Here is a 25,951-nt window from a genome sequence, read left to right as displayed (position 1 = left end):
TCATGGCGCCCCACTTGCTCCTGTTTCAGCACCTGCGCCCAATGGGCCGCCAGGGTCTGCTCCAGGGGCGTCTGCGCCGCTTCAAAACAGGCGATGACCTGCGCCGCGGGGGTCGGCGCCGGCAGCGCGTTGCGGTCCAGCTTGCCGTTGTTGGTCAGGGGCAGTGCCGGCAGACGCACGTAAGCCTGAGGCACCATGTACTCCGGCAGTTGCGCCAGCAGGTGGTTGCGCAAGGCTTCGACGGCCGGCTCCGGCGCCTGGGCCTGCAGGGTGTAGTAGGCCACCAGACGCAAGTCCCCGGGCGCCTCCTCGCGCACCAGGACCACGCCATCGCGCAGTCCGGGGAAGCTCGCCAGCCGCACCTCGATTTCCCCCGGTTCGATACGAAAGCCACGGATCTTCACCTGCTGATCGTTGCGCCCCAGGTACTCCAGCAGGCCGTTCTCCTGCCAGCGCCCAAGGTCGCCGGTGCGGTACATCAGCGGTTCGGAGCCAGGGTTGGCGGCCGCGCTGCAGAAGGGATCGGGGAGGAACTTCTCGGCGCTCAGTTCAGGGCGATTCAAGTAGCCCTTGGCCACGCCCTGGCCGCCGATGTAGATCTCCCCCACTACGCCGATGGGCAGCGGCTGGCCCTGAGCATCGAGGATGTACACGCAGGTGTTGGACAGCGGCCGGCCGATGGGCACGCTGTCGGCGTCGGCCGCCAGTGCCCCGGGCTCATGGGTCACGGCAAAGGTGGTGGTTTCCGTCGGTCCGTAGCCATTGACCAAACGCAGGCCGGGCACCTCGGCCTGCATCCGCCGGAAGGCCACCGGGTCGGCCCGTTCACCGCCGCACAGGAGCATGCGCAGGCCGCTGAACGCCTGGGGCATCAGCTGCACGTACTGGTTGAACAGGCTGGTGGTGAGAAACAACAGCGTGGCTCCCGAGGCCTTCAGCAACTCGGCGAAGGCCTCGGGGTCCAGCAGCGTCTGCTGGTCCACCACCACGACCCGGCCGCCGTTGAGCAAGGGCCCCCAGACGTCCAGGGTGCTGGCGTCGAAGGCCGGGTTGGAGGCAAAGGCCACCCGGTCCCCGGGGTTGAAATCGGCGTAGCCGTTGTTGATCACCAACCGGGTGATGGCCCGGTGCGGCACCAGTACGCCCTTGGGCACGCCCGTGGAGCCGGAGGTGTACATGATGTAGGCCACCGCCTCGGAGGACTGGGCCAGGGCCGGGTTGTGCCCCGGCAGCCGGTCCAGGCGCAGGCGATCCAGGTCCACCCGCAGTAACTGTGCCCCCGGCAGCGCCCCCTCCAGGGCCTGCGCCGAGTGCGCCAGCAGCACCCTGGCGCCGCTGTCCTGGAGCATGAACACCTGGCGTTCGGCGGGGGCGTTGATGTCCAGCGGCACGTAGGCCGCGCCGCACTTGCTGGCCGCCAACTGCGCCAGCAAAAGATCCAGGGAGCGTGGCAACAGCAGCGCCACCCTGTCCCCGGGCTGCACCCCCAGCCCCAGCAAGTGATGGGCCAGCTGATTGGCCCGGGTATTGAGCCGGGCGTAGCTGAGCACTTGCTCGCCATGGACCGCCGCCACCTGCTGGGGACGGGCCTGCACCTGTTCCTCGAAACGCTGATCCAGGGTCTGCTGGCGTGGATAGTCGCGGGCGGTGGCGTTGAAGTTCACCAGCACCTGCTGGCGCTCGGCAGCCGGCAACACCGGCACTTGGCCGATGGCCAGATCGGGCGTCTGCTCCAGGGCCTGCAACAGGTTGTCCAGGGCCTCGTGCAGGTAGTGGCAAATGCGCTGGGCATCGATGCCCGCCACCACGGCGGTGAGCATGAAGCCATCCCCCAGGTCGTCGATGCTCAGGGTCAGGGGGTAGTTGCTGCGCTCCTGGGCATTGAGCAACTGCATGCCCTCCCAGGCAGCGTCGGCTTGCCCAGGCAGCCCGGCCGACGGCGCGCTGTGGCGGTAGTTGAGCAGGCTGCTGAACAGCGGCGTACCCGCCTCCACCGCGCTGCAACGCTGCACCAGGGCCAGGGGCGCCTGTTCATGGCCCAGCAGTTGCGCCAGGCGTTCATGGGTGGCCAGCAGCGCATGGCGCACCGGCAGGTCCCCCAGGTCCACCCGCAGCGGCAAGGTGTTGATGAACACCCCCAAGGCCCGTTCGGCGCCCTCGCCGCCTTGCATCCGTCCCAGCAGCACGGTGCCGAACACCACCTGCTGCTGGTTGGCCAGGCAGCCCAGGACCCGGCCCCAGGCCAGGTGCATCAGGCTCGCGGCGCTGACCCCCAGCTGCCGCGCCTGCAAGCGCAGGCGCCGGCTCAGCAGGCGGTCCAAGGGTTGGCGCGCCTCGTTGAGCGGCGCGCTGGCGCCCTGCACGTCCTGCAAGCCCAGGGGCAGGGTCGGTTGCCGGATATCGCCGAGCATCTCGCGGAAGAAGGCTTCATGTTCGGCCTCACCGATGCCCAGTCGGGCCTGGGCCACGTAGTTGCGATAGGGCACGGGGTCACCCAGCCGTTGCTGCTGGCCAAGGAGGAAGGCCTGCAGTTCATGCTGCAGCACTTCCAGGGCCACGTGGTCCATCACCAGGTGATGGAACAGCAACAGCGCCACCAGCCGCTGGTTGACCGGGTCCCGGGCGTAGACCAGGCGCAACAGCGGCGCCCGGGCAATGTCCAGGCGATAGCGCGTACTGTCGAAGCGCGCCTGCAACTGGCCGAGGATGTCGCCCTGGCCCGGGTCGAGGACGATTTCATCGCCCTCCAGGGGCGCCTGGCGCCAGACCACTTGCAGCGGCTCGTCCAGCCCTTCCCAGAGCACGGCACTGCGCAGGATGTCGTTGCGTTCGATCACCCCCTGCAAGGCCCGGACGAAGGTCTGCAAGCGCTGGGCCGTGTCGAAGGCAAACTGCGCCTGCAACACATAGGGATCGCCCTGGCCGGCGGCCAGATGGTGAAACAGGATGCCGGCCTGCAACGGCGCCAGGGGGTAGATGTCCTGGACGTTGGCGGTGCCGCCCGGCACCGTGGCCACCACCCGGTCAATGGCCGCCTGATCCAGCGTCAGCAACGGCAGCAGCTCGGGGGTGATGCGCGGGCAGTCGCGGTAGATCAGGTTGTCCGGCACCTGCACTTCACGGCCACGCCCCACGGCGGCGGCCAGGGCCGCCAGGGTCGGCTGGCCGAACAGCACCCGCACATCCGCCGAGAGCCCGGCCCGACGCATGCGGCCGATCAGGCTCACCGCCAGCAACGAATGCCCGCCCAGTTCGAAGAAGTGATCCTGGCGCCCCACCCGCTCCACATTGAGCAGCTCGGCCCAGAGCCCGGCCAGGAGGATCTCCACCTCACCCACCGGCGCCTCGTACTCGCGCACGCTGGCCGCCGCCAAGCCCGGGGCCGGCAGCTCCTTGCGCGCCAGCTTGCCGTTGGGGCTCAAGGGCAGCGCTTCCAGGTGCACGAACAAGGCCGGCACCATGTAGTCCGGCAGGTGCTCCAGCAACGCCTGGCGCAGCTGTTCCACCGCCAGGGCCGGACGCCCGGCGGCGCAGGTGTAGTAGGCCACCAGACGCAGATCCCCGGGCACGTCCTCCCGGGCCAGCACCACCGCTTCCTTGACCCCGTCCAGCTGGGTCAGGCGGGCCTGGATTTCCCCCAGCTCGATGCGCAGGCCGCGGATCTTCACCTGATCGTCGTTGCGCCCCAGGTACTCGATAGCGCCGTCGGCCCGATAGCGACCCAGGTCGCCAGTGCGGTACAGGCGCGCTCCAGGCGCCTCACTGAACGGGTCCTTGAGGAAGCGCTCGGCAGTCAGTTGTTCACGGTTGAGGTAACCCCGGGCCACCTGTACACCGCCGATGTACAACTCGCCCACCACTCCCCGAGGCACTGGCTGCATGTGCCCGTCCAGCAGGTAGATGCGGGTGTTGGCGATGGGCTTGCCGATGGGGGTGTTGTCCGGGGTGCTCTGCAGCGGCCCGGCGCAATCCCAGGCGGTGACGTCCACCGCCGCTTCGGTGGGGCCGTAGAGGTTGTACAGGCCGACCTGGGGCAGCTGCTGCTTGAAGCGCCGCACCAGGCTGCCCGGCAGGGCCTCGCCGCTGCACATCACCTGACGCAGGCCGCTGCAATCCCGGGTATCGCCATAGGCCAGGAACACATCCAGCATCGACGGCACAAAGTGCAGGGTGCTGATGCCTTCATCACGGATCACCTGGCGCAGGTAGGCCGGGTCCTTGTGCCCTTCGGGGCGGGCCATCACCAGCCGTGCGCCAGTGAACAGCGGCCAGAAGAACTCCCAGACCGAAACGTCGAAGCTGAAGGGGGTCTTCTGCAGCACCGCGTCATCGGCCGTCAGGCGGTACTGCTCCTGCATCCACAGCAGGCGGTTGACCACCGCCCGGTGCTCGTTCATCGCGCCCTTGGGCTGGCCGGTGGAACCGGAGGTGTAGATCACATAGGCCAGGTGCCCGGGGGTCAGCCCGTTGACCCGGGGATTGACCCGGGGCTGGCGCGCCCAGAGTGGTTGGTCCAGGTCCACCCGGGGCACGGTCGGGCTGCCCGGCAGTGCCCGGGTGGCGCCCTGTACCAGCAGCGCCTGGGGCGCGCTGTCCTCAAGCATGTAGGCAATGCGTTCTGCGGGGTATGCCGGATCGATAGGCACGTAGGCGCCGCCAGCCTTGAGGATCGCCAGCAGGCCGATGACCATTTCCAGGCCGCGCTCAACGCAGATCGCCACCCGACTGTCCGGCCCCACCCCCAGTTGCAGCAGGTGCCCGGCCAACTGGTTGGCCCGCTGGTTGAGCTGGCGATAGCTCAGGCGCTGCTCACCGGCCTGCACCGCCAATGCCTCGGGGGTGCGCAGTACCTGGGCCTCGAACAAGCCGTGCAGGGTCTGTTCCAGGGGGTAGTCGCGAGCGGTGGCGTTGACGCCGTGCAGCAGTTGCCGACGTTCGGCGGCGTCCAGCAGCGGCACCTGCTCCAGCAGCATCTGGTCGTCCGCCACCATGGCCTGCAACACCCGCTTCAGGTAACCGACATAACGCCTCATGGTCGACCCATCGAACAGCGCCGTGGCGTACTCCAGGCTGCCTTCGATCCGGTCCTGCACCTCCCCCAGGCTCAGGGACAAGTCGAACTTGGCGAAGTGGCTGGCCTCGTGAATGGCTTCCAGGCGCAGGTCCCCCAGCACCAGTTGCGGCCCGTCGCCGTTCTGCCAGGTCAGCAGGGTCTGGAACAGAGGGCTGTGGGACAGGCTGCGCACCGGACGCAGGATTTCCACCACCTGCTCGAACGGCAGGTGCTGATGGGCCTGGGCCTCCAGGGTCCGGGCCTTGACCTGGGCCAGCAAGGCCTCCACTCGCGGCGCGGCGCCCAGGTCCAGGCGCAGGGCCAGGGTGTTGACGAACAAGCCGATCAGCCCTTCGACTTCGGCGCGCATGCGGTTGGCCACCGGGGTGCCGATCACCACTTCGGCCTGCCCGGACAGCCGCCCCAGCAGCAGTCCCCAGGCCGCCATCAGGGTCATGTACAAGGTGGTGCCATGGCGCTGGCTCAAGGCTCGCAGCCCGGCCGTCAGGGCAGCATCGAGGCGGACTTCGACGCTGCTGCCGGCGTAGTCCTGGCGGGGCGGCCGTGGCCGGTCGCCGGGCAGCATCAGCAAGGGCGGCGCGCCCTCCAGGGCCTGGCGCCAGTACTGCGCCTGCTGCTCCAGCACCGCGCCGCTGAGCCAGCGCCGCTGCCAGTGGGCAAAGTCGCTGTATTGCACCGTCAAGGGCGGCAGCGGATCGGGCAGGCCGCGGCTGAAGGCGGCGTACAGCGCCACCAGTTCCCGGGTCAGCACGCCCATGGACCAGCCATCGCTGACGATATGGTGCAGGGTCAGGAGCAACACGTGATGATCATCCGCCAGGCTGATCAGGCGCCCACGGATCAGCGGCCCGCGCTGCAGGTCGAAGGGCGCCGAGGCTTCTCCTTGCACCAGGGCCTGCAAGGCTTTGTCGGCCTGAGGATGGCCCCGCAGGTTTTCCAGCAGCAGGCCCAGCCCCGCCTCCACGGGCGCGATCAGCACCTCGGCTTCATCAGCGTACTGAGCAAAGCGGCTGCGCAGGGTTTCATGGCGCGCGACGATACGCTCCAGGGCCCGTTGCAGGGCATCGCCATCCAACTGCCCGCGCAAGCGCAGGCCAATGGGAATGTTGTAGGCGGTGTTGGCCCCCTCCATCTGCGCCAGGAACCACAGGCGCTGCTGGGCGAAGGACAAGGGCAACGGCTGATTGCGCGGCGCCGGCAGCAGGTCCGGCAGGCTGCTGCGCTCGGCCCGTTCCAGGGCCTCGGCCACGGCGCTGAGCCGGGCATTGGCGAACAGCTCGGCCAGGGCCAGCTCCACCCCCAGGCGCTGGCGCACCTGGGACAGCATGCGCATGGCCAGCAGCGAATGCCCGCCCAGTTCGAAGAAGTGATCGTGGCGTCCCACCTGCTGCACCTGCAGCAGCTCGCTCCAGATCTCGGCCAGGGCGATCTCGCTGGCGCCCTGGGGAGCCACGTAGTCCTGGGTCAGCAGTGCATCGAGCTCGGGCCGGGGCAGCGCCCGCCGATCCAGCTTGCCGTTGGCGGTCAACGGCAGCGCCTCCAGGCCCACGTAGGCCGCCGGCACCATGTACTCGGGCAAGTGCCCAAGCAATTGGCTGCGCAACGCCGCCGGGGTCAATGCCACGGTGCCGGTCGCGGTGAAATAGGCCACCAGGCGGGTCTGTCCCGGTCGATCCTCCCGGGCCAGCACCAGCGCTTCCTTGATCCCGGGCAGCCGCTTGAGGCAGCTCTCGATCTCCCCCAGTTCGATGCGCACGCCACGGATCTTCACCTGGTCGTCGTTGCGGCCCAGGTACTCGATGCGCCCGTCCGCCCGCCAGCGAGCCAGATCGCCGCTGCGGTACATGCGTGCCCCGGGCTGGTCGCTGAAAGGATCGTCGAGGAAACGCTCGGCCGTCAGCTCGTGGCGATTGAAGTAACCCCGGGCCACCCCGGCGCCGCCCACATAGAGTTCACCGGCCACGCCGATGGGCACCGGCCGCTGCAACTCATCAAGCAGGTAGATCCGCGCGTTGGCGATGGGCCGGCCGATGTCCAGGGGCCCGCCGGCTTCCATCAGCCCGGAAGTCGCCACCACCGTGGCTTCGGTGGGGCCGTAGTTGTTGATCACGGCAAAACTCTGCGGCTGGCTGAACTGCCGCAGGCGGTCGCCACCGATCAACAGGGTGCGCAGCGTCGGATGCCCGAGCGACTGGCTGAAGGCGTATTCCGCCACGGGCGTGGGCAGGAAGCTCAGGTCCAGGGGCTGGGCGCGCCACCACTGCAGCAGTTGGTCGAGGTCCTGGTGACCGATACTGGCCGGCGGCAGGTGCAGGGTCGCGCCTGCGCACAGGGTCGGCCAGAACTCCCAGGCCATGGCATCGAAGCTCAGGCCGGCGACACAGGAAGCATGGCGCCCCGGGCCCAGGTCGAACGCCTGGCAGTGCCAGTCCACCAGGTTCTCCAGGGTGGCGTGTGCCACCATCACCCCCTTGGGCAATCCGCTGGAACCGGAGGTGTAGATCACATAGGCCAGATGCTCGCTGCACAGCCCGGGCACCTGGGGGTTGGCCAAGGACTGCTGCTGCCAGTCCGGCTGCTGCAGATCGATCACCACAACCGGAGGATCGCCCACCAGGGCGCGGGTTGCCCCCTGCACCAGCACGGCAAGCGGTGCGCTGTCCTGCAACAGGTAGGCGATACGCTCCGGCGGATGGCTCGGATCGATGGGCACATAGGCGCCACCGGCCTTGATGATCGCCAGCAGACCGACGGCCAGCTCCAGGCCTCGCGGTGCACAGATCGCCACCCGGCTATCCGGGCCCACACCCAGTCCGCGCAGATGGTGGGCCAGTTGATTGGCCCGGGTATTCAACTGCTGGTAGCTCAGGCTCTGCTCCCCAGCCTGCAGCGCCGTGGCATCGGCTTGCTGCCTGGCATGTACCTCGAAGCGCTGGTGCAGGGTCATGCCCCTGGGGTAGTCCTGCGTACTGGCGTTGAAGGCCTCCAGCAGTTGTCGACGCTCGCCCTCCTCCAGCAGTTGCACCTGGGCCAGCCGTTGCTGATCGTCCGCCACCATGGCCTGCAGTACCTGCACCAGATAGCCGACGTAACGCTGCACGGTCGCTGCATCGAACAAGGCGGTGGCGTAGTCCAGGGCGCCACGGATCTGCCCCTGGCTTTCTCCCAGGCTCAGGGTCAGGTCGAACTTGGCCACCTGAGTGGCCCCGGCCACGCCTTCGAGCGTCAGCTCATCGAGCACCAGGTCCTGGGCGAAATCGTCGAGCCAGGTCAGCACCACCTGGAACAGCGGGCTGTGGGACAGGCTGCGCTGGGGCCGGACGATCTCCACCACTTGTTCAAAGGGCAGGTCCTGATGGGCCTGGGCGGCGAAGCTGCGCGCGCGGACCTGGGCCAGCAAGGCGGCAACGCTCTGCTCGGCGTCCAGGTCCAGGCGCAGGGCCAGGGTGTTGACGAACAGGCCAATAAGCCCTTCCACCTCGGCGCGCATGCGGTTGGCCACCGGAATGCCGATCAGCAGATCGGTCTGTCCCGAGAGGCGCCCCAACAGCAAGCCCCAGGCCGCCAGCAGGGTCGTGTACAGGGTGCAGCCATGGCGCTGGCTGAGGCGCTTGAGCTGGGCGCTCAGCGGCCCATCGAGGAGGATCTCGACGCTGCCACCGCTGAAGTCCTGGTGCGGCGGCCGTGGCCGGTCGTAGGGCAGCGTCAGCAAGGTCGGGGCATCGGCCAGGGTCTGGCGCCAGTAGTCGCCCTGCTGCTGCAGCACCTCGCCACTGAGCCAGCGGCGCTGCCACAGGGCAAAGTCGCTGTACTGCACCGCCAGCGGCGGCAGCGGGTCCGGGCGGCCCTGGCTGAAGGCTTGGTACAGGGCCACCAGTTCCCGGGTCAGCACCCCCATGGACCAGCCGTCGGCGACGATGTGGTGCAGGGTCAGCAACAGCACATGATGATCGTCCGCCAGGGCCAGCAAGCGCCCGCGGATCACTGGCCCGCGTTCCAGGTCGAAGGCCTGGGCCGCCTCGGCCCGTACCCGTTCGGCCAGGTTCCGGGGGGCGTCCCGCAGGTCTTCGAACCCCAGTTCCAGGGCCTCTTCGATGGCACCGATCAGCACCTGGGGTTGGTCTTCACCCAGGACAAAGCGGCTGCGCAAGGTGGCGTGCCGAGCGACGATGGCCTGCAGCGCCTGTTGCAGCGCCGGGCGATCCAGGCGCCCGCGCAGGCCCAGGCCGATGGGGATGTTGTAGGCACTGCCGGCGCCGTCCATCTGCGCCAGGAACCACAGGCGTTGCTGGGCAAAGGACAGTGGCAGGTCATGGTCCTGGGACGCCGGGAAGATCTCCGGCAACTGGCTGCGTCCGGCCCGGTCGAGCACCGCCGCCACCGCGCAGAGTTCGGCATTGGCAAACAGCTCGCCCAGGGCCAGCTCCACCCCCAGGCGCTGACGCACCTGGGACACCATGCGCATGGCCAGCAGAGAGTGGCCGCCCAGTTCGAAAAAGTGGTCGTGGCGCCCGACTCGCGGCAAGTGCAGCACTTCTTGCCAGATATCCGCCAGGGTGGTTTCGGTGGCCCCCCGAGGGGCCTGGTACTCGCGGCTGATCAAGGCCGCCTGATCCGGCGCCGGCAGCGCCTTGCGGTCCAGCTTGCCGTTGGCGGTCAGGGGCAAGGCGTCGAGCTGCACATAGGCCATCGGCACCATGGAGTCCGGCAGTTGCGCCAGCAAGTGGGCCCGCAGGTCCGCCACCGACAGCGCAGCAGCCCCCTCGTGCGCAGTGAAATAGGCCACCAGCCGCGGGTTGCCCGGCTGGTCTTCGCGGACCAGCACCACCGCTTCCTTGATCCCGGGGAACGGGTTGAGGCGGCTCTCGATTTCCCCCAGTTCGATGCGCACGCCACGGATTTTCACCTGGTCGTCATTGCGCCCCAGGTACTCGATGCGCCCGTCCGCCAGCCAGCGGGCCAGGTCACCGCTGCGGTACATGCGCCCCCCGGGCTGGTCGCTGAAGGGATCGTCGAGGAAGCGCTCGGCCGTCAGCTCGTCGCGATTGAGGTAACCCCGGGCCACCCCGGCGCCGCCCACATAGAGTTCGCCGGCCACGCCGATGGGCACCGGCCGCTGCAACTCATCGAGCAGGTAGATCCGCGCGTTGGCGATGGGCCGGCCGATGTCCAGGGAGCCGCCCGCCGCTATCGGGCCGGACGTTGCCACCACCGTGGCTTCGGTGGGGCCGTAGTTGTTGATCAGGGCAAAGGGCTGCTGATGACTGAACTGGCGCAGGCGGTCGCCGCCGATCAACAGGCTGCGCAGGGTCGGATGTTGCAGTTCCTGGCTGAAGGCGTACTCGGCCACCGGGGTCGGCAGGAAGCTCACCTCCAGGGGCTGGGAACGCCACCAGGCGAGCAAGGCATCCACGTCCTCGCTACCCTCATGGGCCGGTGCCAGGTGCAGGGTGGCGCCGACGCACAAGGCCGGCCAGACCTCCCAGGCCATGGCGTCGAAGCCGAACCCGGCAAGGCTAGACGTGTGGCTGCCGGCGTGCAGGTCGAAGGCCTGGCAGTGCCAGTCCACCAGGTTGCACAGGGTCTGGTGTTCCACCATCACCCCCTTGGGCAGGCCGGTGGAGCCCGAGGTGTAGATCACATAGGCCAGATGGGCCGGGGTCAGCCCCGCCACTTCAAGGTTGTCCTGTGCCGAGTCCTGCCAGAGACGCGGGTCGAGCTCGATCACCGGCACCGACACGCGCGGCAGGCGCCCCAGCAGGTCGGCCTGGGTCAGCACCGCCCGCGGGCCGCTGTCCTGCAGCAGGTAGTCCAGGCGCTCGGCGGGATGAGTCGGATCGATCGGCACATAGCAGGCCCCGGACTTGAGGATGGCCAGCAAGCCCACCAGGGTCTCCAGGCCGCGCCGGGCAACGATGGCCACCCGGTCGTCGGGCTGCACGCCCAGCTCGCGCAATTGCCGGGCCAGCACATTGGCCTGCTGGTTGAGCTGGGCGTAGCTTAGGGCCCGGCCCTGGTACCAGGCGGCCACCGCTTCAGGGGTACGGGCCGCCTGGGCCTGGATGCGCTCATGGATGGTCTGGCCCCGGGGGTAATCCACGGCGCTGTGGTTGAAGCCTTCGAGCAACTGCTGGCGCTGGTCCCGGGACAGGATCGGCAGCTGTTCCAGGGCCAGCCCGGGCGTCTGTTCCAGGGCCTGGGCCAGGTGTTCCAGGGTGCACAGCAGGTAGTCGAGGATCGGTCGCGGATCGACCTGGGTGCTGGCCAGCAAGGTCAGGCCAAAGCCCGCGCCGAGGTCGTCGACACTCAGGGTCAGGGGGTAGTTGGTGCGCTCCTCGGAGTGCAGGGTGCTGATCCCGGCCCAGGCGGCCTGGGCCTCGGTGCTGACGGCAGCGCCGCTGTGGCGGTAGTTGAGCAAGGCACTGAACAGCGGGGTCGGCGCGCTCACGCCACTGCAGCGCTGGGCCAGGGCCAGGGCCGCGTGTTCATGGCGCAGCAAGGTGGTCAGGCGCGCATGGGTGGCCTTGAGGGCCTCATCCAGGGGGCGTTCGTCCACATCCAGGCGAAACGGCAAGGTGTTGATGAAGATCCCCAGGGCCCGGTCGGTGGCCTCGGCCCCCTGCATGCGCCCCATCAGCACCGTGCCGAACACCACCTTGCGCTTGCCCGCCAGGGTCGCCAGCACCCGGCCCCAGGCCAGGTGGAACAGGCTCGCGGCGCTGACCCCGGCCTGCCGCGCCCGGGCCCGCAGGTGCAGGCTCAACGGCTCCGGCAGGGTCAGGCTGGCTTCCTCGATGGCTCGCCCATCGCCCTGCACATCCTGCAGGCCGAACGCCAGGGTCGGTTCGTCGATATCGCCGAGCATCTGCCGGAAGAAGGCCTCGTGCTCCTCTTCACGGGTGCCCAGCCGGGCCTGGGCCACGTAGTTGCGAAACGCCAGGGCCGGCCCCAGGCGCTCGCCCTGGCCCATGAGCAACGCCTGCATTTCATGGCGCACCACATCCAGGGCGCTGTGATCCAGGGCCATGTGATGGAACAGCAACATGGCGACAATCCGCTGCCCGGCGGCGTCCCAGGCATGCACCAGGCGCAGCATCGGCGCCTGGCTGATGTCCAGGCGAAAGTGACGGGCGTCGAAACGGCCATGCAACTGGGCCATGACGTCGCCCGCGCCCGGGTCGGTCTCGACCTCCTGGAGCACCAGCGCGGCTTCGCGCCAGACCACCTGCATCGGCTGCTCCAGGCCATCCCAGAGCACCGCGGTGCGCAGGATATCGTGGCGCGCAATGACCCCGCGCAAGGCCTCGGCAAAGGCCTCCAGGCGCTCGCGGCTGGCGAAGGCAAAATGCGCCTGCATGACATAGGGATCGCCCTGCACGGCACTGACGTGGTGATAGAGAATCCCCTCCTGCAGCGGCGCCAGGGGGTAGATGTCCTGCACGTTGGCCACCCCGCCCGGCACCGTGGCGACAATGCGCTCGATGGCCTCCTGGCTGAGGTCGGCCAGGGGCAGCAGGTCCGGGGTGATGTGGCGGGTCGCCGGGGTGATGCCGTTGGCCGGCACCTGGACCTGCCCGGCCTTGGTGGCCGAGTATTTCCCGGCCTTGATCAGCTCGATCAGTTGCGGTTTGTATTCCCGCAGCCGGGCCAGCAGGGCCGGTTCGCTCAAGGCCTGCTTGTTGCCCTGGACCACCAGTTGCTCGCCCTTGAGCACCAGTTGCACGTCTTTTTCCTTCAGTGTCGCCAACAGTTCGGTCACGCTCACAGGACGATCTCCATTCGTTCGGTCATTGCCGCGTAGCCCGCCAGGGTCGGTTGTTCGAACAGCGTCCTGACATCGGCTTCCATGCCTTCTTCGCGCATCCGGCTGATCAGGCTCACGGCCAGCAGCGAATGCCCGCCCAGTTCAAAGAAGTGATCGTGGCGCCCCACCCGCTCCACATTGAGCAACTCGGCCCAGAGCCGGGCCAGGGTGATCTCCGTGTCTCCGATGGGCGCCTCGTATTCGCGCACCAGGGCCGCGTCGCGCCCCGGAACCGGCAGGTCCTTGCGCGCCAGCTTGCCGTTGGGGCTCAAGGGCAGCGCCTCCAGGTGCACGAACAAGGCCGGCACCATGTAGTCCGGCAGGTGCTCGCGCAACTGCGCCCGCAGGCTGTCGATGGGCAGTTGGCGGTGCGTTTCGTGGCAGGTGTAGTAGGCCACCAGACGCAGATCCCCGGGCACGTCTTCCCGGGCCAGGACCACCGCTTCCTTGACCCCGTCCAGCTGGGTCAAGCGGGCCTGGATTTCCCCCAGCTCGATGCGCAGGCCGCGGATCTTCACCTGATCGTCGTTGCGCCCCAGGTACTCGATAGCGTCGTCGGCCCGATAGCGACCCAGGTCGCCGGTGCGATACAGGCGCGCGCCGGGTGCCTCGCTGAACGGGTCCTTGAGGAAGCGCTCGGCGGTCAGTTGTTCACGGTTGAGGTAACCCCGGGCCACCTGCACTCCACCGATGTACAACTCGCCCACCACTCCCCGAGGCACCGGTTGCATGTGCCCGTCCAGCAGGTAGATGCGGGTGTTGGCAATGGGCTTGCCGATGGGGGTGTTGTCCGGGGTGCTGTGCAGCGGCCCGGCGCAATCCCAGGCGGTGACGTCCACCGCCGCTTCGGTGGGACCGTAGAGGTTGTACAGGCCGACCTGGGGCAACTGCTGCTTGAAGCGCCGCACCAGGCTGCCCGGCAGGGCCTCGCCGCTGCACATCACCTGGCGCAGGCCGAGGTCCTCCACTTCCTGACCATGGGCCAGGAACACATCCAGCATCGACGGCACGAAATGCAGGGTGCTGATGCCTTCATCGCGGATCACCTGACGCAAGTAGGCCGGGTCCTTGTGCCCTTCGGGACGGGCCATCACCAGCCGTGCACCGGTGAACAGCGGCCAGAAGAACTCCCAGACCGAAACGTCGAAGCTGAAGGGGGTCTTCTGCAGCACCGCGTCATCGGCCGTCAGGCGGTACTGCTCCTGCATCCACAGCAGGCGGTTGACCACTGCCCGGTGCTCGTTCATCGCGCCCTTGGGCTGGCCGGTGGAACCGGAGGTGTAGATCACATAGGCCAGATGGCTCGGGCTCAGTCCAGAGTGTTGCGGATTGGCCTGGGGCGCCTCGCTCCAGACCCAGCGGTCGAGTTCCACCAGCGGCACTTTCAGCTCGCCCGGAAGGGGCCGGCCGCCAGCCTGCACCAGCACCGCCAGGGGCGCGCTGTCCTCAAGCATGTAGGCGATACGTTCTGCGGGGTACGCCGGGTCGATGGGCACATAGGCGCCGCCGGCCTTGAGAATCGCCAGCAGGCCGATGACCATTTCCAGGCCGCGCTCGACGCAGATCGCCACCCGGGTATCGGGCCCCACCCCCAGTTGCAGCAAGTGCCCGGCCAACTGGTTGGCCCGCTGGTTGAGCTGGTGATAGCTCAGGCGCTGCTCACCGGCCTGCACCGCCAATGCCTCGGGAGTGCGCAGTACCTGGGCCTCGAACAAGCCGTGCAGGGTCTGCTCCAGCGGATAGTCCCGGGTCGTGGCATTGCAGGCGTGCAGCAACTGCCGACGCTCCTCCGGCGGCAGGATCGGCACCTGGCGCAAGGGGCGCTGGGGTGCCTGTTCCAGGGTGTCCACCAGGGCGTGCAGGGCCTGCTCCATGTAGCCGCAGATGCGCTCGGCGCCGATCCGCGCCAGGGTCATGGCGGTCAGCCGGAAGCCCTGGCCCAGGTCATCGACGTTGAGGCTCAGGGGGTAGTTGGTGCGCTCTTCGCTGCGCAGGGTCTGGATGCCTTGCCAGGCCTGTTGCATGGCCGGGCTCGGCGCTGCGTCGCTGCCGTGGCGGTAGTTGAGCATGGCGCTGAACAGCGGCAGCGGCGCGGACACGGCGCTGCAACGCTGGGCCAGGGCCAGAGAGGCATGCTCGTGCCCCAGCAGGGCGCTGAGCCGGGCATGGGTCGCCTTGACCGCCGCCCGGGTGCCGCTGTGGTCCAGGTCGACCCGCAACGGCAAGGTGTTGATGAACATGCCCAGGGCCCGGTCGGCCCCCAGTCCGCCTTGCAGGCGTCCCAGCAGCACGGTGCCGAACACCACCCGCTCCTGGCCCGAGGTGACGCTCAGGACCCGGGCCCAGGCCAGGTGGAACAGGCTCGCGGCACTGACCCCCAGCAGCCGCGCCTGGGCCCGTAGGCGCGCGCTCAGGTCGGCGTCCAGCGCCCGCTGCAACTCTTCAATGGCCTCACCGTCGCCCTGCACGTCCTGCAGGCCGAACGGCAGGGTCGGTTCGTCGATGTCCCCGAGCATCTCGCGGAAGAACGCCTCATGCTCCTCGCGACTGCCCCCCAGGCGGGCCTGGGCCACATAGTTGCGATAGGGAATCGCCGTGCCGGCAGGCTCCTGCCCCAACAGACAGGCCTGGATTTCCTCGCGGACCACCTCCAGGGCGGTGTGGTCCAGGACGATGTGATGGAACAGCAGGATCGCCACCGTGCGTTGCCGGACCGGGTCCTGGGCATGGACCAGGCGCATCAACGGCGCCTGGGTCAGCTCCAGGCGCCAATGCCGGGCATCGAAGCGAGCCTGCAACTGCTCAAGGATGTCGCCCTCGGCCGGGTCGAGGATGACCTCCTCCACCGCCACCCGGGCCCGGCGCCAGACCACCTGCAGCGGCTGTTTCAGGCCCTCCCAGAGCACCGCGGTGCGCAGGATGTCGTGGCGCTCGCCCACGCGCTGCAAGGCCTGGGTGAAGTCTTCCAGGCGCTGCCGGTCGGCGAAGGCCAGATGGGATTGCAGCAGATAAGGATCACCCTGGCGGGCGCTCAGGTGGTGATAGAGGATGCCCTCCTGCAATGGCGCCAGGGGGTAGATGTCCTGCACGTTGGCCACCCCGCCCGGCACCGTGGCGACGATGCGCTCGATGGCGTCCTGGTCCAGTTCGATCAGCGGCAACAGCTCGGGGGTGATGCGCGGGCAATCGGCGCCGATCAGATTGGCCGGCACCTGCACCTCGCGACCGCTGCCCACCGCAGCGGCCAGGGCCGCCAGGGTCGGCTGGTTGAACAGCACTCGCACATCGGCGCCAAGGCCGATCTGGCGCATGCGCTCGATCAGGCTCACCGCCAGCAGCGAGTGCCCGCCCAGCTCGAAGAAGTGATCGTGGCGCCCGACCTGCTGCACCTGCAGCAGCTCGCTCCAGATCTGCGCCAGGGCGTTTTCCACCTCGCCCTGGGGCGCTTCGAATTCGCGGCTCAGCCAGGCGTCCTGATCCGGTTGTGGCAACGCCTTGCGATCAAGCTTGCCGTTGGCGGTCAGGGGCAGCGCCAGCAAGCGCACATAGGCCACCGGCAGCATGTAGTCCGGCAGCCGGCCTTGCAGGTGGTCGCGCAAATCCTGGAGATCCAGCTCCTGGTTGGAAACCTCGGCATGCTCGGTGAAGTACGCCAGCAAACGCCCTTCGCGCACCAGCACCAGGGCTTCCTTGAGGGCCGGATGGCTCAGCAGCGCCGCCTCGATTTCGCCCGGCTCGATGCGCATGCCACGGACCTTGACCTGATCGTCGTTGCGCCCCAGGTAGTCGAGGCTGCCGTCGGCACGCCAGCGGGCCAGGTCGCCCGTGCGATACAGGCGCGCCTGGGGCTCGGCGCAGAACGGGTCGTCGAGGAAACGCTCGGCCGTCAGCGCGTCGCGATTGAGGTAACCCCGGGCCACCCCGGCGCCACCTACGTAGAGCTCACCGATTACCCCCAGGGGCACCGGGCGCTGCAGTTCGTCCAGCAGGTAGATCCGCGCATTGGCCATGGGCCGGCCGATGTGCAAGGAACCGCCCGCCGCGATCGGGCCGGATGTTGCCACCACCGTGGCTTCGGTGGGCCCGTAGTTGTTGATCACGGCAAACCCCGGATCGGCCGGGAACTGGCGCAGGCGGTCGCCGCCGATCAGCAAGGTGCTCAGGGTCGGGTGACCCTGGCCCTGGCTGAAGGCGTACTCGGCCACCGGGGTCGGCAGGAAGCTGATATCCAGGGGCTGGGCCCGCCACCAGCCGAGCAAGGCGTCAAGGTCCTGGCTGCCGACCTCGGCCGGTGGCAGATGCAAGGTGGCGCCGCTGCACAGGGTCGGCCAGACCTCCCAGGCCATGGCGTCAAAACCCAGGCCGGCGACGCTGGAACTGTGGCGCCCCGGCCCCAGGTCGAAGGTCGCGCAGTGCCAGTGCACTAGGTTCTCCAGGCTCTGGTGCTCCACCATCACGCCCTTGGGCTGGCCGGTGGAACCGGAGGTGTAGATCACATAGGCCAGGTGCGCCGGGGTCAGCCCCGGCACCTGGGGATTGTCCAGGGGCGCCTGCTGCCAGACGCAGCCGTCGAGGTCGATCCGCACCAGGCCGGGCATCTCCGGCAACTCACAGGTAGCCCCCTGCACCAGCAGCGCCAGCGGTGCGCTGTCCTGCAGCAGGTAGGCGATGCGCTCCGGCGGATGGCTCGGGTCGATGGGCACATAGCTGGCTCCGGCCTTGAGAATCGCCAGCATGGCCGTCAGCAGTTGCGGCCCCCGCGGCAGGCACAGCGCCACGCGCTCGTCGGGGCCGGCCCCCAGCTCCAGCAGTTGCCGGGCCAGTTGATTGGCCCGCTGATTCAGTTGCCGGTAGCTCAGGCGCAATGGCCCTTGCACCAGGGCCACGGCCTCGGGCGCGGCCTGTACCCGGGCCTCGAACAGGCCGTGCAGGGTCTGTCCACGGGGATAGTCGGCGGCGCTGGCGTTGAAGCCTTCCAGCAACTGCTGGCGCTCCGCCGTCGGCAGTACCGAGAGCTGCACCAGGTCCAGGTCCGGACTCCATTCCAGGGCATCGGTCAGTTGCTCCAGCACCTGGAGCATGTAGCCGGCCATGCGCTGTGCACCCATCGCCGGCAGCGCCAGCAGCGACAGGCTGAAGCCCTGGCCCAGGTCGTCGACGCTCAGGCTCAGCGGATAGTTGCTGCGCTCCTCGCCCCCCAGCAGCTCAATCCCCTGCCAGATATCCAGGCCAGCGCCGCGTCCGGCGTCCGCCACGCTGTGCCGGTAGTTGAGCAAGGCACTGAACAGCGGCGAGCTGGCCGGCACCCCGCTGCAACGCTGGGCCAGGGCCAGGGACGCATGTTCATGAGCCAGCAGGGCGCTGAGCCGGGCATGGGTCGCACGGACCCCGGCCCGCACGCTGCCGGCGTCCACATCCACCCGCAGCGGCAAGGTATTGATAAACACCCCCAGGGCCCGGTCGGCGCCCTCACCGCCCTGCATCCGCCCCATCAGCACGGTGCCGAACACCACGTGCCGGCGATTGGACACCTGCCCCAGGACCAGGCCCCAGGCCAGGTGCATCAGCGCCGCGGCACTGACCCCCAACTGCCGCGCCTGCTCGCGCAGGCGCAGGCTCAGGGCGTCGGGCACAGGCACCCGGGCCTCTTCGATATCCCGGCCATCGCCCTGCACATCCTCCACGGCAAAGGCCAGGGTCGGCTCGTCGATATCACCGAGCATCTGCCGGAAGAACCCCTCGTGCTCCGCCTGACCGGCCCCCAGCCGAGCCTGGGCCACGTAGTTGCGATAAGGCATCGGGGTGCCCAGGCGCTCGTGGTGGTTGAACAGCAGCGCACGCATTTCCTCGCCGATCACCTCCATGGCGGTGTGATCCAGGGCCAGGTGGTGGAACAGCAGGATCGCCAGCACCCGCGACTGCCCCGGGACCCGGGCATAGACCAGGCGGATCAGCGGCGCGCGGGTCAGGTCCAGGCGCCAGTGGCGGGCGTCGAAACGTTGCTGCAGTTGTTCGAGCAGATCGCCGTCGGCCGGGTCCAGGACCTGCTCCAGAACCTGCAGTTCGGCCTGCCGCCAGACCACCTGCAACGGCTGCGGCAAGCCCTCCCAGAGCACCGCGGTGCGCAGGATGTCGTGACGCTGGATGACCTGTTGCATGGCCCCGGCAAAGCGCTGCAAACGCTCCAGGCTGTCGAAGGCCAGGCGCGATTGCAGCAGGTAGGGATCGCCCTGTTCGGCACTCAGGTGGTGATAGAGAATGCCCTCCTGCAGCGGCGCCAGGGGGTAGATGTCCTGCACATTGGCCACGCCCCCGGGGACGCTGGCCACCACCCGATCGATGGCTTGCTGGTCCAGTTCGATCAGCGGCAGCAGCTCTGGCGTGATGCGCTGGCAATCGGCGCCGATCCGATTGGCCGGCACCTGCACCTCGCGACCGCTACCCACCGCAGCGGCCAGGGCCGCCAGGGTCGGCTGGCCAAACAGCACCCGCACATCGGCGCTGAGGCCGATCTGGCGCATGCGCTCGATCAGGCTCACCGCCAGCAGCGAGTGCCCGCCCAGCTCGAAGAAATGATCGTGACGCCCGACCCGCTCGACCTTGAGCAGTTCGCTCCAGATCCGTGCCAGGGCCGTCTCCACCTCGCCCTCGGGAGCGACGAAGCCACGGCTGAGCAGGGCCGACTGATCCGGCGCCGGCAGGGCCTTGCGGTCCAGCTTGCCGTTGTTGGTCAGGGGCAATGCATCGAGGCGCACATAGGCCAGGGGCACCATGTAGTCCGGCAGTTGCTGTTGCAGCGCCTGGCGCAGGGATTCGGCGGACGGCTCCGGGGTGTCGGCCTGCACGCTGTAGTAGGCCACCAGGCGCTTGTCCCCGGGCTCATCCTCGCGGGCCAGGACCACGCCTTCCTTGACCCCGGGACAGCTCAGCAAGCGCGCCTCGATCTCGCCCGGTTCGATGCGCAGGCCGCGAATCTTCACCTGATCATCGTTGCGCCCCAGGCACTCCAGCACACCGTTGTCCAGCCAGCGACCCAGGTCCCCGGTGCGGTACAGCAGCGCCTGTGGCTGGTCGCTGAAAGGGTCGCGGATGAACTTCTCGGCGCTCAGTTCGGGACGGTTGAGGTAACCCAGGGCCACGCCATCGCCACCGATGACGATCTCGCCCTGGGCCCCCAGGGGCACTGGTTGCTGGTGCTGATCCAGGACATACACCCGGGTATTGGAGATCGGCCGGCCGATGGGCACGTGCTCGGCGTCGACCGCCAATTGCCGGACCTCATGGGTGGTGGCGTAGGTGGTGGTTTCGGTGGGGCCATAGCAGTGCACCAAGCGCAGTTGCGGCGCGTGCGCCAAGAGCCGGCGGAAGGCCGCCGGGTCGGCACGCTCGCCGCCGCAGAGGAGAATCCGCAAGCCCTTGAGGGACTCGGGAATCAGCTGCACATACTGGTTGAACAGCGCCGTGGTGACGAACAGCACCGTGGCCCCCAAGGTGCTCAGCGCCTGGCCGAAGCGCACCGGGTCCAACAGGGTGTGGTGATCGATGACCAGCACCCGCCCGCCGTTGAGCAAGGCCCCCCAGACGTCCATGGTGCTGGCGTCGAAGGCCGGGTTGGAGGCGAAGATCACCCGATCCTCGGGATTGAAATCGGCGTAGCCGTTGTTGATCACCAACCGGCTGATGGCCCGGTGCGGCACCCGTACCCCCTTGGGCGTGCCGGTGGAGCCGGAGGTGTACATGATGTACGCCACGCTCTCGGAGGACTGGGGCAGGTCCGGGTTGTGGGTGGGCAAGGCACTCAGCCGCAGGCGATCCAGGTCCACGCGCCGGGCCGGGCAATCCAGCACCTCGTCGCTGCGGGTCAGCAAGACCACGCTGCGGCTGTCGCTGACCATGAAGCCCTGGCGCTGGGCCGGGGCATGGATATCCAGGGGCACATAGGCCGCGGCGCACTTGCTGATGGCCAACTGGCTCAGCAACAGGTCCAGGGAGCGTGGCAACAGAATCGCCAGGTGATCCCCGGGCTGTACCCCCAGCTCCAGCAGATGGTGGGCCAGCTGGTTGGCCCGGGTATTGAGTTCGGCGTAGCTGAGCAGCGCATCGCCCTCCACCGCCGCCACCCGCTGCGGATGGGCCTGGGCCTGGGCTTCGAACAGTTGGTGCAGGGTCTGTCGGCGCGGATAGTCAGGGGCCGTGGCATTGAATTCCACCAGCAGTTGCCGGCGTTCGGCCGCGGGCAGCAGCGGGATCTGTTGCAGGGCCATGTCCGGCGTCTGCTCCAGGGCCTGGGCCAGGTGCTCCAGGACGCATTCCATGTAGCGGCAGACCCGCTCGCCATTGACCTGGGCCACCGCCTGCAGGGTCAGGCGCAAGCCCTCGCCGTCATCGTCGATGTTCAGCGCCAGCGGGTAGTTGCTGCGCTCTTCGGACGCCAGCACGCGAATGCCGTCCCAGGCCGCCGGCCCCTGGTCCCCAGCGGCTTGCTGGGGGCTGTGACGGTAGTTGAGCAGGCTGTTGAACAGCGGCTGCGCCGCCGGTACGCCACTGCAACGCTGGGCCAGGGCCAGGGAGGCGTGCTCATGCCCCAGCAGTTGCGCCAGTTGCTGATGGGTACGGCCCAGGGCCTCTGCCACGCCCTGGGGGCCCAGGCCGATCCGCAGTGGCAAGGTGTTGATGAACATGCCCAGGGCGCGGTCGGCCCCCGCCCCGCCGTGCATGCGGCCCAGCAGCACGGTGCCGAACACCACGTCGTCGCGGCCGGACAGCGGCCCCAGGACCCGGCCCCAGGCCAGGTGCATCAGGCTGGCGACACTGACGCCAAGGCTGCGCGCCTGCTGGCGCAAACGCCGGCACAGTGCCGGTTCCAGCCGCAGTTGCTGCTCGCGGATGCCGCTGCCGTCGCGATTGACGTCCTGCAGGCCGAACGCCAGGGTCGGCTCGTCGATGTCCCCCAGCATCTGGCGAAAGAACGCCTGATGTTCCGGTTCGCCAAGCCCCAGGCGCGCCTGGGCCACATAGTTGCGGTAAGGCACGGCAGGCGGCAGCTGCGCGCCGTGGCCTTGCAGCACGGCGCTGATCTCTTGCACCAGCACCTCAAGGGAGCTGTGGTCCAGGGCCAGGTGATGCAGCAACAGGATGCCCAGCCAGCGCTGCGGGTCAGCGTCCCGGGCACAGACCAGGCGCAGCAAAGGTGCCCGGCCCAGGTCGAGGCGATAGTGACGGGGGTCGAAACCGGCCTGCAATTGCCCGAGGATCGTCCCCCGGGCGGGGTCCAGCTCCAGCACTTCCAGCTCCAGGGGAGCCTGGCGCCAGACCACCTGCACCGCCGCGTCGAGGCCTTGCCAGACCACACTGGTGCGCAAAATGTCGTGGCGCTGGATCACCTGCTGCAAGGCCAGGGTAAAGGTCTGCAAGACGTCGTCGCTGGCGAACTCGAACTGCACCTGGAGCACATAGGGATCGCCCTCGGTGCTGCTCAGGTGGTGATACAGGATGCCCGCCTGCAAGGGGGCCAGGGCATAGATGTCCTGAACGTTGGCCGCGCCACCGGGCACCTGGGCCAGCACCCGGTCGATGGCCGCTTGATCGAGGTCCGCCAGGGGCAGCAGCTCTGGCGTGATGCGCCGGCAATCGGCAGCGATCCGGTTGGCCGGCACCTGCACCTCGCGCTGCCCACCCACGGCGGCCGCCAGGGCGGCCAGGGTCGGCTGGCCGAACAGCACCCGCACATCGGCGCACAGATCCACCTGGCGCATGCGCTCCATCAGTTTGACCGCCAGCAGCGAATGGCCGCCCAGCTCGAAGAAATGGTCCTGGCGCCCGACCTGGGGCACTTGCAGCAACTCCTGCCAGATCTTCGCGATGGCCTGCTCCACCTCGCCCTGGGGCGCTTGATAGTCGCGTCGGGCCAGCGCGGCGCTGTCCGGCGCCGGCAGGGCCTTGCGGTCGAGCTTGCCGTTGGTGGTCAGGGGCCAGGCCTGCAGCAGCACGAAGGCGCTGGGCAGCATGTACTCCGCCAGGCTCTGGCGCAGTTGCTCACGCAGTTGCGCGGCGCCCGGGGCCGCTCCCGGCCGGGGAATCACATAGGCCACCAGGCGCTTGTCTCCCGGGCTCTGTTCCCGGGCGATCACCACCGCCTCGCCCACCCCGTCGCACGCCGCCAGCCGCGCCTGGACCTCCCCCAGCTCGATGCGGAAACCGCGAATCTTCACCTGATCGTCGTTGCGCCCCAGGTACTCCAGGCTGCCATCGGTGCGCCAGCGGGCCAGGTCGCCGGTCTTGTACAGCCGCGCCCCCGGTCGATTGCTGAAGGGGTCGGCGATGAAGCGCTCGGCGTTGAGTTGATCACGGTTGAGGTAACCCCGGGCCACCCCGGCGCCCCCCACATACAGCTCCCCCACCACCCCCGTGGGCAAGGGCTCGCGGCGTGCGTCCAGCACATAGAGTTGCAGGTCGGGAATCCGTCGGCCGATGGGGCTGCTGCCCACCCATTGCGCGTCCGCCGCCTGCAACGGCCGGTAGGTCACGTGCACCGTGGTTTCGGTGATGCCGTACATGTTCACCAGTTGCGTGCCGACGTTCTCCAGCCGGGCGTACCAGGGCTTGAGCATCCCCGGCTCCAGGGCTTCGCCGCCGAAGATCACCTGGCGCAGGGAGTGCTTGAGCCCGCTCTGGTCCTGGGCCGCAATCAGCGAGCGGAAGGCACTGGGGGTCTGGTTGAGGATGCTCACCCGGGCCTCGCACAGCAGTGCGTAGCAAGCTTGCGGGGAACGGCTGACGACCTGGGGCACCACCAGCAACTGGCCGCCATGGATCAGGGCGCCCCAGATCTCCCACACCGAGAAGTCGAAGGCGAAGGAATGGAACAGCGCCCAGACGTCGCGCCAGTTGAAATCGAACCAGTCGCGGGTGGCGGAAAACAGCCGGGCGACGTTGCGGTGTTCCACCATCACGCCCTTGGGCAGGCCGGTGGAGCCGGAGGTGTAGATCACATAGGCCAGGTTGGCCGGGGTCAGCCCCGGCACGTCGGGGTTGTCCGGGGACTCGTGGGCCAGGGTGCGGCTGTCGAGGTCGATCAGCGGCACCCGCAGGTCGGCCACCAGGGCCTGGGTATCGGCCTGCACCAGCAGCGCCACCGGGGCGCTGTCCTCCAGGGTGTAGGCGATGCGTTCCCGGGGATAGGCCGGGTCGATGGGCACGTAGGCGCCACCGGCCTTGAGGATGCCCAGCAGGCCGATGATCATTTCCAGGCCGCGCTCGACGCAGATCGCCACGCGCTGGTCCGCACGCACCCCCAGCGCCAGCAAGCGATGGGCCACCTGATTGGCGCGGCGGTTGAGCTCGCCGTAACTCAGGCGCTGTGCCTGGAAAAGCAGCGCCGGCGCCTCAGGCTGGACCCGGGCCTGGGCCTCCACCTGCTGATGGATCAGCGGGCTGTCGGGGTACTGCCCCAGGGGCGTGTTCAGGCCCTGCAGCAGGTAACGCCGCTCGCTGGCCGGGAGCATTTCCAGGCTGTACAACGGCGCCTCGGGGTTTGCCTGCAGGGCCAGGGCCAGGCTTTCCAGGGTGGTCAGCAGGTAGCCGCTGATGCGCTCGGCACCCAGGCTGGCGTCCACCAGGGCGGTGATCTGCAGGTCCTCGCCCAGATCGTCGATGTTGACGGTCAGCGGGTAGTTGGTGCGCTCCTGGGCACCCAGTACCTGGATGCCCGGCACCAGCTCCTGGACCTGGTCGCCATCGGCCCGGTGGCTGTGGCGGTAATTGAGCATGGCGCTGAACAGCGGGGTCGGCGCACTGACTTCGCTGCAACGCTGGGCCAGGGCCAGGGAGGCGTGCTCATGGGCCAGCAAGGCGCTCAGCCGAGCATGGGTCGCCAGCACCCCGGCGCGCACGCTTTGCGCTCCCACATCCACCCGCAGCGGCAGGGTGTTGATGAACATGCCCAGGGCCCGCTCACCGCCCTCGCCCACTTCCATGCGCCCCAGCAGCACGGTGCCGAACACCACCGCCTCGCGCCCGGACAGCTGGCCCAGGACCCGGCCCAGGGCCAGGTGCATCAGGCTTGCCACACTCACCCCCAGTTGCCGGGCCTGGCTGCGCAGGCGCTGGCTGAGCTGGCGATCCAGAGGCAGCCGGTGTTCTTCAATGCGGCCGGTTGCGCCCTGCACATCCCCCAGGCCGAACGGCAGGGTCGGCTCATCGATATCCCCGAGCATCTCGCGGAAGAAGGCTGCGTGGCGCTCCTCGCTCTGCCCCAGGCGGGCCTGGGCCAGGTGGTTGCGAAACGGCACCGGCAGCGGCAACTGCTCGCGCTGGCCCAGCAGACAGGCCTGGATTTCCTGGCGCACCACATCCAGGGCGGCGTGGTCCAGGGCCATGTGATGGAACAGCAGCAACGCCACCTGGCGCGAGTTGACCGGGTCCTCGGCGTGCACCAGGCGCAACAGCGGCGCCTGACGCAGGTCCAGGCGGAAATGCCGGGAATCGTAGCGCTGCTGCAACTGGGCCAGGGCATCGCCCCCGGCGGCGTCCAGTGGTAGGGCTTCACACTGCAGCGGCGCCTGGCGCAGAACCACCTGCAGCGGTTCATCGAGGCTTTCCCAGACGATCGCGGTGCGCAGGATGTCGTGGCGCTCGATCACCCATTGCAAGGCCTCGGCAAAAGCCTGCAGCCGTTGCCGGTCGGCAAAGGCGAAATGCGCCTGGAGCACATAGGGATCGCCCTGGGGCGCGGACAGGTAGTGATAGAGCATGCCTTCCTGCAGCGGCGCCAGGGGGTAGATGTCCTGCACATTGGCGGCGCCCCCTGGCACGCCGGCGACGATGCGGTCGATGGCCGGCTGCTCCAGTGACACCAGGGGCAGCATGTCCGGGGTGATCCTGAAGGCCGGGCTCAGCCAGTGGCCGCCCTGTTCGCTCACCTGCTGCAGAAGCTGCGCCTTGTGCTGGATCAGGCTGTCCCAGAGTGCGTCGTCCAGGGCCTCGTCATCGCCCTGCACCAGCAGATCCTCGCCGTCCCGTTGAAGACGGATCGCGAGGGTCGAAAGAACGGCCATCAATTCGCTGAACTGCAT

The 25,951-nt window shown here is 68.6% G+C and carries 2 protein-coding genes (1 of these 2 cut by a window edge); both read right to left on the bottom strand.

The window, feature by feature from the left end; all coding sequences use genetic code 11:
- Positions 1–12,839: the 5' portion of an amino acid adenylation domain-containing protein gene (locus WIN67_RS11175; RefSeq protein ID WP_339071231.1), read on the bottom strand. The gene continues 1,885 nt to the left of window position 1, outside the view; only the first 12,839 of its 14,724 coding nucleotides appear in the window; it begins with the start codon at positions 12,837–12,839; its stop codon lies off the left edge, out of view.
- Complete coding sequence (locus WIN67_RS11170) at positions 12,836–25,951, bottom strand: amino acid adenylation domain-containing protein (protein ID WP_339071230.1); 13,116 nt, start codon at positions 25,949–25,951, stop codon at positions 12,836–12,838. Before WIN67_RS11170 ends, WIN67_RS11175 begins: the two co-directional genes overlap by 4 nt.

Origin of the sequence: Pseudomonas idahonensis, assembly GCF_037903935.1 — a bacterium.
Classification (GTDB): Bacteria; Pseudomonadota; Gammaproteobacteria; order Pseudomonadales; family Pseudomonadaceae; genus Aquipseudomonas; species Aquipseudomonas danubii.
This window is presented reverse-complemented; position numbering and strand designations above follow the sequence as displayed.